Raw genomic sequence first — 12,796 nt, 5'->3', positions numbered from 1 at the left:
TTCGAAAATAGGTCCTCCTTTGAATACTAATTTCCTGCTAGCCCCTTTATCACTACTCGTTTTGTGTTAAAAATAATTATATTTGAACTCTCCTGAAAAAAAGTAACTATGAAAAAACTCCTTAGGCTCTCGGCATTTCTTTTTGCCCTCCTTTTGTCTGCTCAATCCTCACCTCTAAATCTAGCCGAAATCATGAAAGGTGAAGAGTTCGTAGGCTATTCCCCTGAAAACCCAGTTTGGGGCTTCGACAATGAAACTCTTTATTTTGATTGGAACCCAAAAAACGAGCTTGGGAAAACGATGCATTACTGGAAAAAAGGAATGAGAGAGCCTCTTCCCGCAAGCCTTGAGGACGAGCAGTTTTATAGCAGCCGATTTCAAACTAAGGATTTTCAAACCTATTATTATGTGTCAGGAGGCGCCCTTTGGTCCTATGACTCGAAAAGCAAAAAGAAAAAAAGACTTTTTCAAAACGCGGCTCCCCTTTCTAATTTACAATTGGGCAAAACGCCAGGCGTACTTTTCTTTGAGCAAAATGGAAATAGTTTCAAACTGAGTTCTAGCGAAGGAAGCCTCGTTCAGATCACAAACTTTTCAAAAGCAAAAACAGAAGAGAAACCAAAAGCAAAGGACAGTTTCTTAGCCTCTCAACAAAAGGAACTCTTTGAATACATTCAAGACCAAAACGCGAGAAAAAAGTGGAGAGAACAGCGAAGCAAACTCCTAAAAAAAACCTTACCGAAATCTTTCGGTACAGGAAAAGATTTCTTTAATCTCTCCGTAAATCCAAACGAGAAGTATGTCACGTTTGTGGAAGGTACGCGCGCTAAAAATCAAAACGAAGTCATGGCCGTATTCATCACAGAGGATGGATACAACGAATCGAGGCCAACCAAACAGAAAGTGTCCCACAAGAACCTCTTCCCTTCTAGACTTGGAATTTATAGTATCGAAAGAGACAGCGCTTATTTTGTTGAATTTAAAACCTTAACCGGTCTTTCTATAGAGCCCGAGTATCTTCGCCAAACCACTAGTTCTGCAAAAGCAGAGAGCAAAAGCAAAAAAGAACCAAGAGAATTGTCCTTTGGACGGACCCTGTACAGTGACGATGGAAGCTACGCGGTTGTGGACATTCGATCCCAAGACAACAAAGATCGATGGCTCGTTTCTTTAAATTTAAAGGATGGAAGTTTTGAGGAAATTGACCATCAACATGACGAAGCTTGGATAGGCGGACCGGGCATTCCTTCCTATTCCTTCGGCACGGGAAACATTGGGTTTTTAGAGGACCTATCCACACTCTACTACCAATCTGAGAAAACGGGATATTCGCATCTTTACACGTACAACCTGAAATCGAAAGAAAGAAAAACCCTTACCAGCGGAAACTGGGAAGTGAGAGAAGCCCAGCTCTCTAAAGACAAAAAAACGTTTTACCTTTCAACCAATACCACGCATCCTGGGAACCGAGAATTTTACAAACTAAGCACTAGCGGTGGAAAACTCACCCCACTCCTTACCCAAAACGGCGCTCACGAAGTCGTGCTTTCTCCAGATGAGAAAAAAGTAGCCGTTCGCTATTCGTACAAAAACAAACCTTGGGAACTTTATGTGGCTGACAACTCGTCAAACCCAAAACTCCAACCCATTACCCATTCCACCACTAAGGAATTTAATCGCTATTCCTGGAAAGAACCGGAAGTTCTCTCTTTCAATGCGCAGGACGGTCAAGAAATTTACGCAAGAATCTACAAGCCAAAAGCAGAGGTGAAAAACTCAGCCGCCGTGATTTTTGTGCACGGGGCGGGCTATTTGCAAAATGCGCACAATTGGTGGAGTTCTTACTTTCGAGAATATATGTTTCATAACCTATTAACCGATTTAGGATACACCGTTCTTGATATAGATTACCGGGCAAGCGATGGATACGGAAGAGACGTAAGAACCGGCATTTACCGCTTTATGGGTGGCAAAGATCTTTCCGATCATTTGGATGCAAAAAAGCTTCTTGTTGAAAAGTATGGAATCGAGCCGAGCAAAGTTGGAATCTACGGAGGGAGCTATGGAGGCTTCATTACTCTTATGGCATTACTCACTGAGCCGGGTGAATTTAAAGCGGGCGCTGCGCTGCGCTCTGTGACCGATTGGGCCCATTACAACCATGGGTATACGGGCAATATTTTAAATTTCCCTGAGACAGACCCTGAGGCTTACAAAAAATCCTCACCCATTTATTATGCGGACAATCTACAGGATCACCTATTAATGCTTCATGGCGTAGTGGATAACAATGTGGAATACAAAGACATTGTCAGGCTGCAACAACGCTTCATTGAACTTGGAAAAACAAATTGGAATCTAGCTTCTTATCCCGTGGAGGCTCATGGTTTTCGCGAGACTTCCTCCTGGACGGACGAGTACCGCCGAATCTTAGAGCATTTCAATACCTACTTACTTGAGAAGTAACTTGTATTTCTAAAACAAAGAATGCCTATCTCCGTTTCAGATAGGCATTCTTTATTTTATGTCTAAAGGATTACTCTTTTTAAAAGGACCGTAGCGCTCAAGTACGAAATGGATTCCAATCGCTAAATTGAATTTCAAAGTCCACTTTAACTCTGTAGTTTTTCGCCATAAGAAAGGTCTCCTGCATCTCCAAGTCCTGGGGTAATATACCCTTTGGGAGTTAGGTTCTCATCGATGGCTCCCACCCACATTCTTGCCTCAGGATACGCCTCTTTTAACGTGGCAATCCCTTGTCTACTTGCAATAGCAGCCACAATATGAATACTGGAAGGAGTTCCATTGGATAGTAAGTCTTTTAACGCTTCGATTAAACTGGCACCCGTGGCTAGCATAGGATCGGCCACAATAAGGGGTCGTCCTTCAATGCTAGGGCAAGTCAAATAATCCTGCTTGATGGAAAAGTAGTCATTCTCTTCGTGTTTGCGGTAAGCAGCTACAAAGCCACAGTCCGCCTTATCAAAATAGTTGAGTAGTCCTTGAAACAAAGGAACTCCTGCTCGAAGTATGGTGGTGATCACAGGCTGAACTGAAAACTCATTCACAGAAATTACATCGAGTGGCGTTGAGATTTCACTTGTTTTGAATTCCAGTTCCTTACTTAATTCATAGGCCGCGATCTCTCCGATACGTTCCATATTGCGTCGAAATCGTAAGCGGTCCGATTGAACCTCCACATTTCTTAGTTCATTCATCCAGCAACTCACAAGGGAGTTTTGAGCAGAAAGCAGCGTCACCATAATCAAATTAGCGTTTAAAATATCGTTGCGATAAAGGTATTAAAAAACCTTTTGAGTCAAAACTCAAAAGGCAAATTCTTATTTTTCTTATTTCTGTCTGAAATACACTTCAATGGGAACACCGTTAAATCCAAAATGTTTCCGAAGTTGGTTCTCCGTAAAACGCTTGTAAGGTTCCTTTACGTATTGAGGTAAGTTGCAGAAGAATACAAACTGAGGCGAAGGGGTTCCTAACTGCACACAGTATTTGATTTTAATGTATTTCCCTTTTAATGCAGGAGGTGGATAATTTTCAAAGATCGGAAGCATCACCTCGTTAAGTTTCGAAGTTTTGATTTTTTTCTTACGGTTCTCAAAAACTTCCATGGCAACCTCCACCGCTTTTAAAATTCTTTGTTTCGTCAACGCCGACACAAACAAAACGGGAATGTCGGTAAACTGACCAATTTTGTCTTTGATTTTTTGTTCAAAATCACGCATGGTATTGGTCTGCTTATCCTCAATCAAGTCCCACTTGTTCACTAAAATCACAATTCCTTTACGGTTTTTCTGGGCAATCCCAAAAATATTCATGTCTTGGCTTTCCCAACCTTGCGTGGCATCGATCATAATGATAACGACATCCGAGTTCTCAATGGCACGAACCGAACGCATCACGGAATAGAATTCTAAATCCTCACTTACTTTCGCTTTTCGTCGCATACCTGCGGTATCGACCAAAACGAACTCATGTCCAAATTTATTATAAAGCGTCTCAATACTGTCTCTGGTTGTTCCTGCAACATCCGTTACGATATTACGTTCATTGTCCAAAAGGGCATTGGTCATTGTGGATTTTCCCACGTTAGGTCTCCCGGCAATGGTTATCTTAGGAAGGCCTTCAAAAGGGTCTTTGTAATCCACTGTAGGAAAATCTTTTACCACGTCGTCTAGAAGCTCACCAGAACCAGATCCTGTAGCCGATGACATGGTATAGTACTTTTCAATTCCTAAGGAATAAAATTCAGTCGCAGCCACTTCCTCTGTAGCAGAGTCCACTTTGTTCACGACATAATAGACCTTCTTTTGAGAGCGGCGAAGCATTTCAAAAATTTCTTGGTCTGTGTCGGTCAGTCCATCCTCTGCACTCAGCATAAACAAAATAGAAGTAGCCTCTTCGATGGCTAGTTGCACTTGTTTGGTGATTTCTCCTTGGAAAACATCCTCAGAATTTACTTCGTATCCTCCTGTGTCAATCACAGTGAATTCAACACCGTTCCAATCGGACTTCCCGTAGTGGCGGTCTCTGGTCACACCGGATACGGAGTCGACAATAGCCTCTCTACGTTCAAGCAAACGGTTAAATAGGGTTGATTTTCCGACGTTAGGACGTCCTACGATAGCGACAATATTGCTCATCAAAATTTTGTTTAATAATCCGAGATCTCTCAAGGATGATGATTATTAATGGGTTACCCAGTCTTTCCGAGCCCAAAAATTTTTGCAAAGATATGCAATTCCATTCTTACAGTTCTTAAAAAAAGTAGTAATTTCACATCTCCAAACCAAATCCTGCTATGAAAAAACTTCTCCTTGTCTTACTGGTCGCCTTTGTGATCATTCAATTCTTCCCCATTGACAAGACCAATCCACCGGTTACAAAAGGAATGGATTTCCTAATTTCAAAGCAAACTCCAGAACCGATCGCTCAAAAAATACGCAATTCGTGCTACGATTGCCACAGCAACGAGTCACGCTACCCGTGGTACTCTAACGTACAACCGACCGCTTGGCTTTTGAAAAAACATATTGAAGATGCGAGAACCAAACTGAATTTTTCCACATTTGCTACGTACGAACCTAAACGCCAAGCTCACAAGCTTGAGGAATCCGCGGAAGAAATTCAAAATGGCAACATGCCGATGGAATCGTACCTACTTGGACACCCAGAGGCTAAGTTTTCGCCGGAAGACATGAAAATGGTAGTGGACTACTTCAAGAAAGTAGAACTCGACACAAGAATAAAATTCAACCTTCAACCCCAATAATTGGAACCTAAAGTAGACTCCTCTAAGTACTATGTACTTTACGACGGGGATTGCGGCTTCTGCAATTTCTGGATTCAGTGGATTTTAAAACGAGATTCAAAGGACCTGTTTCGATTTTCTGCGCTGCAGAGTGAATTTTCTACCTCCTTTTTAAAAGAACGAGGATTGGAAGCAGGCGAAATGAACACAATCTATTTGTGGAAACCGGGCTTATACTACCATACGAAATCAAGCGCAGCAATTGAAATCGCAAAGGTTTTAGGCGGGACCTATGGACTACTGGCCAGAATCAATTTCCTACCTCGATCGCTAACCGACACCCTCTACGATAAGGTGGCCAAAAACCGCAAAAACCTTGCGAGCTCCTACTGCGCGGTGCCCACCGAAGTGCAGCGAAAGAAATTCATTGACTAAGATTTTTTACGTCTTCAATCCTTATATTTGCACCCATGGAATACAATACCGATAGAACCCAGCTTAATATGCCTGAGTACGGACGACTCATTCAGCAATTGGTCGAACAATGCAAAGAGCTACCTACGAAGGAAGAGCGAAATGAAATGAGCCACGCCATTGTGGACTTCATGGGTCAAAGAAATCCGAGTTTACGAGACGAAGAAAACTATAGACATAAACTTTGGGACCATTTATTCATCCTAGCAGATTTTGACTTGGATGTGGATTCTCCCTACCCTATACCGACGAAAGACCAAAGAAAAACGGAGCCTAAAAAATTAGATTACCCTATACTACAAGGAGAATTCAAATTCTATGGGAAAAGCATTCTTCAACTCATCGAACTCGCGATTGAGCAAGAGGAAGGGGATGAAAAAGAAGCGTTGATCGAGGTCATTGCAAACAACATGAAAAAGTCCTATAACATCTATAACAAGGAGCACGTGACGGACGATGTTATTTTCAGGCATTTAAAAGAGCTCTCTGAGGACCGACTGGATTTAACCGGTATCGATTCGCTAGAAAAAAGCAAAATTTATTATTCGAATACGCGTAACAAAAACCAAAAGCACTCAGGCCCTAGCGACCACAGCAACAAAAACCGTCAAAAATACCAACAGAATAAAAACCGAAGAAAATAATGAGCGGGACGTTTGAAATAAGAGGAGGAAAAAGACTCTCCGGTGAAATCATTCCACAAGGTGCCAAAAACGAGGCACTTCAAATTTTATGCGCTGTGCTTTTAAGCGACAGCGAAATTCGTGTGAAAAACATCCCCGACATTCACGATGTGAACCGTCTTATTGAAATCCTTGGCGATTTTGGGGTTAAAATCACAAAAAATGGTCATGGAGACTATTCCTTTAAGGCGGATGAAATCAATTTTGATTATATCAAATCCGAAGAGTTCAAAAAAGACAGTGCAAAGTTAAGAGGCTCTATTATGCTTCTCGGCCCTATGCTGGCTCGTTTTGGTGAGGCGTATATGCCCACTCCTGGAGGAGACAAGATTGGACGCCGTCGACTTGACACGCATTTTCAAGGACTTGTCGAGTTAGGCGCTGAATTCCATTACGATGAAACGGAAGGATTCTATAGTCTATCCGCGAAGGAACTGAAAGGAACCTATATGCTTTTAGAAGAAGCTTCGGTAACAGGAACAGCTAACATTATACTTGCCGCTGTATTGGCCACGGGAACTACTCGCATATACAATGCAGCATGCGAACCCTACTTGCAACAGCTTTGTAAAATGCTGAACCGTATGGGAGCTAAAATCTCTGGAATTGGCTCCAATCTACTCACGATTGAAGGAGTTAAAACCTTACACGGAACCGAGCACACCATGCTGCCAGATATGGTAGAGATTGGTTCATGGATTGGACTTGCGGCCATGACCAAATCTGAAATCACGATTAAAAATGTACAATGGCCAGAGCTCGGGCTTATTCCCTCTACCTTTAGAAAACTTGGAATTCAACTAGAACGTAGTGGGGAAGACATTCTCGTTCCCGCTCAAGAACACTATAAAATTTCAAAATTTATTGACGGATCGATTTTAACCATCTCGGATTCCCCATGGCCAGGCTTTACACCGGATTTACTTTCCATTATTTTAGTGGTCGCAACTCAGGCAAAAGGAACGGTACTGGTGCACCAGAAAATGTTTGAGTCCAGACTATTCTTCGTGGACAAACTAATTGACATGGGAGCACAAATAATTCTTTGTGATCCACACCGCGCCACAGTGGTAGGGTTAAATCATGAAGCACCCTTAAGAGGCACCACGCTTATATCACCAGACATTAGAGCGGGAAATGCGCTTTTAATTGCAGCTTTAAGTGCCGAGGGAAAATCAACGATCCACAACATCGAGCAAATCGACCGTGGGTATGAAAACATAGACGGACGATTAAAGGCTTTAGGAGCAGACATTGTCCGCACCTCCTAAAAGGGTATCCTTTTAAAAAATAGAACTCTCTCGATTCGCTACCACTTAAAGATTAATACTTTTAGGTAGTGAAATCGAGAGAGTTTTTTTAAGGCACGTACTTTTCGTCTTGCTTTCCATCTGTACGACGCAGAACAACTACTTGGTTTAGATGCCCCGAGTAATTTAACTTATTGCTTTAGGAAGCTTCTTTCATAAAGCTCAATCCATTGCTGTGCGGTCATCTTCTCCGCCAATTCTTCTAGGAGCTCGTACGGAATCGCATCCATTTTCTTAAAGCGAATACAAGATTTTCCCATGTCCAATTTGTACTTGCTATGTTTGGGGTACTCAGTAGTAAACCACGCTAATAATTCTGGGCTCGCATAAAGACCCATATGGTAAACCGCCATGAAATTCTTTTGTGAACCAATGGAAAGGAAAGGAAGTGGCTCATCCGTTTTGCAATGATACCCTGCCCCATACGTACTGAGCGGAACACTAAAGGTTGGAAAACCATAAGATAGACGAGATTCAAATCCTGAGGGTAAATGGGTTTCGAAAATTCGAAACAGTTTCTCAAAAGGCACCTTTCTATCTTGGGGTAGTGCCTCGTAATAGGTCTGAATGTCTTGGGATTTAAACTTCATTTTATTCGTATTTGATTTAACGCATTTTGATGCACATTCAAAATTAGGAAAATAAAGTGATAGAATTCTGCTCTAGAATTCAAAATTGGAATCCCTAGAAAATTGAAGTATTTTCAGTAATTTTGCGTAAAAGATTTTCGATATGCCTACCATCTCTAAAAGAGCTCAATTAATGCCGGCATCCCCGGTTAGAAAACTAGTCCCATTTGCCACACAGGCCAAAGCCAAAGGAATCAAAGTATTCCATCTAAACATCGGGCAGCCGGACATCCCAACCCCGCAAACCGCACTTGATGCCGTGAAACAGAATGATCTTAAGATCTACGAATATGCACTTTCTGAAGGCAATATCGAATACCGTGAAGCGTTACGAGACTATTACCATTCTTTAGGATTCACAGACCTAACTACAAACAATTTCATCGTGACGAACGGAGGCTCAGAAGCCCTTAACTTTGCGATCTCTACACTTTGTGATGATGAAGACGAAGTGATCATCCCAGAACCTTACTACGCAAATTACAATGGGTTCACCTCTACTTTCAAAGTAAAAGTTGTGGCCATTCCATCAAGCATTGAATCCGGGTTTTCTCTTCCACCGATGGAAGATTTTGAAAAGAAGATTACTTCGAAAACCAAAGCTATCATCCTGTGCAACCCAGGAAACCCGACCGGCTACCTATACACAAAAGAAGAGCTTCAAAAGCTTGCTGAAATTGCATTAAAACATGATATCGTTATAATTTCTGATGAAGTTTACAGAGAATATGTGTACGATGGAGAAAAAGCAGTCTCTATTTTAGAGTTTCCAGAGCTAAAAGATCACGCCATCGTGATTGACTCCGAATCAAAACGCTATTCCATGTGCGGCGCTCGTATTGGTTGTATGATTACAAGATCTACACTTATCCATAATGCGGCAATGCTGTTCGCTCAAGCTCGATTAAGCCCTGTTCTCTTAGGACAAATTGCAGCTGCAGCAGCTCATAAAAACGATCAGGAGTACATTTTAAGTGTTCGCGAAGAATACACCAAAAGAAGAAACTTACTTGTCGAACTACTCAATACGATTCCGGGAGTAATTTGTCCAAAACCGAAGGGCGCATTCTATTGTGTAGCGGAACTACCGGTTGATGATACAGAAGTATTCGCGCAGTGGATGCTAGAAAACTTCCAAGACGACAAAGAGACCGTCATGGTGGCTCCAGCAGGAGGATTCTACAGCGATCCAGAGCTTGGAAAAAAACAAGTTCGTATCGCCTATGTACTAAACGAAGACGATTTAAGAAGAAGCGTAGAGCTACTGCAAAAAGCAATTGCTGCTTACAGAGAAGCCAAAGGCATTTAAAACCCAACAGGACCGTAAGCCCTTTATAGGACTTACGGTTTCTCTTATTTCATCCTTATTTTTTTAGTGTAAAAAAAGCATTATGACCTTGAACGAATCCTATTCTCTTAAAGAGTACAACACATTTGGCGTGGAGGCAAAGGCACGCTATTTCGCCGCCGTTTCCACTTTGGATGAGCTCAAAGAGACTCTTTTAAACTACAACTTTCTATTGAAGGAAGAGCCTAGTTTAAAACCTCCTCTATTTTTAGGACAAGGAAGCAATCTACTTTTTACACAAGACTACGACGGGCTGGTTATCAAACTCAATTTAAAAGGAATTAAGTGGGAATCCAAGGGGCCAAAATCCGCTTCCATTTCAGCCATGGCTGGAGAAAACTGGCATAAGTTCGTGCTTTATACCTTAGAGGAATTAAACCTCGGCGGCCTGGAAAACCTCTCCCTTATTCCAGGAAACGTCGGCACCTCTCCTATACAGAATATAGGAGCGTACGGAGTGGAAATCAAAGATGTCTTCAAAAACTGCAAAGCTCTTAATTTGCAAACCTTAGAGTTAGAAGAATTTTCTTTAGAGCAAGCGCAGTTTGGGTACCGCGATTCTTTTTTCAAAAAACAGGGAAAAGGAAAATACGTAATAACCGAAGTAGAATTCGAACTCACAAAAGACCCTTTTCATCTTTTAAAAACAAACTACGGTGCAATTAGCGCGGAACTTGAATCCAAAGGAATTCAAAACCCAAGCATTCAAGACATTTCTAATGCGGTGATCTCCATTCGACAAAGCAAGCTTCCCAATCCCAAAATTTTAGGAAACGCCGGTAGTTTTTTCAAAAACCCAATTGTTTCCGATTCATTTTTCCAAACATTGGAAGCGAAATTTCCCGGCATGCCTCATTACTCCGCGACCAGTGGACAAAAAGTCCCTGCGGGCTACTTAATTGAGCAGTGCGGTTGGAAAGGCAAGCAAATTGGAAATGTAGCCGCCCACGAGCACCAAGCGCTCGTACTTGTGAACAAAACAGGAAAGGCAACAGGAAAGGAAGTATTCGACTTTTCTGAAAAAATCATACAAAGCGTTTTTCAAACCTTTGGAATTACCTTAGAGAGAGAAGTAAATATTCTTTAGGTCCCTGACATTTATCGGCTTTACACAATTAATGCAAACCTAGGGGAGAGAATCTAAATTTAAAGCCCTATTTTTGCTAGAAGCAATTGTTTATATGAAATACCTGTTTCTCAGCCTTCTCAGCGCCGTACTTCTTGCTCTTTCATGGCCTACATACGGCATTCCTTTCTTCCTATTTTTCGCGCTCATTCCCTTACTCGTGATGGAGCACGACTTAAGTAAGTTTTCAAAAATAAAAAACAAGGCCTGGTCTATTTTTGGCTTTTCGTATCTCACCTTCCTTATATGGAACATCGTCACCACGGGTTGGCTCTACGGCTCTTTAAACCCAGACGGAACTCATTCCCTTTTAGCGGTGGTCATTCCTGTTCTTGCCAATTCCCTACTCTACTCCTGTGTATTCATTCTATATCATCATTATAAGAGAATTCAAGGCACCTATTGGGGACTTGTTTTCTTTGTGGCCATTTGGATGGGCTTTGAGAAGCTTCATCTCAATTGGGAATTCACTTGGCCTTGGTTAAACCTTGGGAATGCATTTTCAGAGTATCCGAAACTAATTCAGTGGTACGACACACTAGGGGCCACCGGCGGAAGTTTCTGGATCTTGCTTATCAACGTCTTCGGATTCTACACCTTACGAGTTTGGCAGGCCGCAAGAAAACAAAAAGCATTGCTTATCAATTCCTCAATTCTCCTAGCTGGAATCCTATTGCCCATGGCAATCTCTCTGCTTAAGTACCAATCTTTTAAGCAGAAGCCTACAGGGGAAGTAAGTGTATTACTTTTGCAACCCGATTTAAACCCCTATACCGAGAAATACAGCAAAGATTCCCTTACCATCCTTTCGGAGCTTTTGCAATTGGCACAGAGCCATTCCACTGGAAAAATCGACTATTACATCGCTCCCGAAACTTCACTCCCGGGAAGCGGTTCCATTTCTGAAACTGGATTTGACCATAGCCTCGTCCTAGGACAGGTTAAAGAATTTTTAAGCACCAAACCCGGCGCCGTGTTTGCAGCAGGAATCTCCTCGCACCGCTTTTTCTCTCCACTAGAAACCGCACCCAAAAACGCCTACCAAACTTCAGGGGGTCTTTTTGTAGAAAGTTACAATACGGCCGTTCAATTAGATCCTAAAAGCGAAATACAAACTTACCACAAAGGCAAATTAGTACCCGGCGTCGAGATCTTCCCTTACATGAACCTTTTAAAGCCCCTTTTAGGAGATGCGATGCTTAATTTTGGCGGCGCAGTGGCTTCTCTGGGAAAGGACGACAAAAGGGCTGTCTTTTCAAACCCTTACAACCCAGGAAAATTAGCTCCTGTTATTTGCTACGAAAGCATCTACGGAGAGTTTACCACCGAGTATGTAAAGAACGGAGCCAACTTTTTAGCCATCATGACCAACGACAGTTGGTGGGGAGTCTCTAACGGTCACAAACAACTACTCTCCTATGCCCGTTTACGAGCCATTGAGAACAGGCGCGAAATTGCGCGCTCAGCAAACAGTGGAATCTCTGCTCATATCGATGCAAGAGGGGAAATTATAAACGACACTTTTTATGGAGACCAAACTGCGCTCTATGCCAAAGTGAAGCTGTACGAAAACCAAACCTTTTATACGCAAAGCGGTGACCTTTTAACCCGGATTTCAATCTTTACTTTAGGTTTCTTGCTATTTTACACACTAATCAAAAAGTTTCAAAACCGAAAGAAAGCCTAATGCACTAGAATACGTCTTTTCAGACCGTTTTAGACTCCACTACAATTCGCGATTCCCAATAAATCAGGAATCTAAAACGGCCGTATGCACAAAAAAGAGTATCTTTGCAGCCTTACGAGTGACCCCCCGTATCTTAACGCTCCAACAAGAGGAATTCTCCCTTGCTTTCAAGCGCAACTATTTGAAAATAAATTTCAAAAACATTTGGAGGTACCAGAAATTAATCCTAATTTTGCACACTCAAATAATAAAGTCGTAAAAAGAACATCG

At 42.0% G+C, this 12,796-nt stretch carries 11 protein-coding genes; 8 read left to right on the top strand and 3 right to left on the bottom strand.

Annotation, left to right across the window (positions count from 1 at the left end; genetic code table 11):
- Nucleotides 1–108: 108 nt before the first annotated feature.
- Complete coding sequence (locus ACX3PU_RS02505) at nt 109–2,466, top strand: alpha/beta hydrolase family protein (protein WP_459083325.1); 2,358 nt, start codon at nt 109–111, stop codon at nt 2,464–2,466.
- Nucleotides 2,467–2,612: 146 nt separating this feature from the next.
- Here the strand turns inward: ACX3PU_RS02505 and upp are convergent, their stop codons facing one another.
- Both upp and der read right to left on the bottom strand, forming a co-directional pair.
- Nucleotides 2,613–3,263: a uracil phosphoribosyltransferase gene (gene upp / locus ACX3PU_RS02500; protein WP_459083324.1), complete on the bottom strand. Its 651-nt coding sequence runs from the start codon at nt 3,261–3,263 to the stop codon at nt 2,613–2,615.
- Nucleotides 3,264–3,350: 87 nt separating this feature from the next.
- Nucleotides 3,351–4,661 carry a ribosome biogenesis GTPase Der gene (der, locus tag ACX3PU_RS02495; RefSeq protein ID WP_459083323.1) on the bottom strand — a complete coding sequence of 437 codons (1,311 nt, stop codon included), beginning with the start codon at nt 4,659–4,661 and terminating at the stop codon, nt 3,351–3,353.
- A gap of 158 nt (nt 4,662–4,819) precedes the next feature.
- Between der and ACX3PU_RS02490 the strand changes: the two genes are divergently transcribed.
- From ACX3PU_RS02490 to murA, 4 genes are read left to right on the top strand one after another with little or no spacing between them, the layout of a single operon-like run.
- The gene (locus ACX3PU_RS02490) at nt 4,820–5,290 is read left to right on the top strand and encodes a heme-binding domain-containing protein (protein WP_459083322.1); all 471 of its coding nucleotides are present in this window, start codon (nt 4,820–4,822) and stop codon (nt 5,288–5,290) included.
- Entirely contained in the window at nt 5,291–5,704 is a 414-nt protein-coding gene (locus ACX3PU_RS02485; RefSeq protein WP_459083321.1) for a thiol-disulfide oxidoreductase DCC family protein, read from the top strand.
- Between the two features lie 35 nt (nt 5,705–5,739).
- Nucleotides 5,740–6,387 (top strand): DUF4290 domain-containing protein, encoded by a 648-nt coding sequence (locus ACX3PU_RS02480; RefSeq protein ID WP_459083320.1) that lies wholly within the window; start codon nt 5,740–5,742, stop codon nt 6,385–6,387.
- Nucleotides 6,387–7,697, top strand: coding sequence for a UDP-N-acetylglucosamine 1-carboxyvinyltransferase (gene murA / locus ACX3PU_RS02475; protein ID WP_459083319.1), 1,311 nt, complete (start codon nt 6,387–6,389; stop codon nt 7,695–7,697). The genes ACX3PU_RS02480 and murA overlap by 1 nt, the downstream gene beginning before the upstream one ends.
- Before the next feature lie 170 nt (nt 7,698–7,867).
- Here murA and ACX3PU_RS02470 read toward each other — a convergent pair whose 3' ends face one another.
- Entirely contained in the window at nt 7,868–8,326 is a 459-nt protein-coding gene (locus ACX3PU_RS02470; protein WP_459083318.1) for a DUF1801 domain-containing protein, read from the bottom strand.
- Between the two features lie 142 nt (nt 8,327–8,468).
- Between ACX3PU_RS02470 and ACX3PU_RS02465 the strand changes: the two genes are divergently transcribed.
- The 3 genes from ACX3PU_RS02465 to lnt all read left to right on the top strand — a co-directional run bounded on the left by ACX3PU_RS02465 (nt 8,469) and on the right by lnt (nt 12,526).
- The gene (locus ACX3PU_RS02465; RefSeq protein WP_459083317.1) at nt 8,469–9,674 is read left to right on the top strand and encodes a pyridoxal phosphate-dependent aminotransferase; all 1,206 of its coding nucleotides are present in this window, start codon (nt 8,469–8,471) and stop codon (nt 9,672–9,674) included.
- An 82-nt stretch (nt 9,675–9,756) separates the two neighbouring features.
- Nucleotides 9,757–10,800, top strand: a complete 1,044-nt coding sequence (gene murB, locus ACX3PU_RS02460) for a UDP-N-acetylmuramate dehydrogenase (RefSeq protein ID WP_459083316.1) — start codon at nt 9,757–9,759, stop codon at nt 10,798–10,800.
- Between the two features lie 94 nt (nt 10,801–10,894).
- Nucleotides 10,895–12,526 (top strand): apolipoprotein N-acyltransferase, encoded by a 1,632-nt coding sequence (gene lnt, locus ACX3PU_RS02455; RefSeq protein ID WP_459083315.1) that lies wholly within the window; start codon nt 10,895–10,897, stop codon nt 12,524–12,526.
- Nucleotides 12,527–12,796 lie beyond the last annotated feature (270 nt).

The sequence above is a fragment of the Chryseobacterium sp. A301 genome (assembly GCF_054489425.1).
Note: the sequence above shows the minus strand (reverse complement) of the source record. Positions and strands in the feature narration are given on the sequence as shown.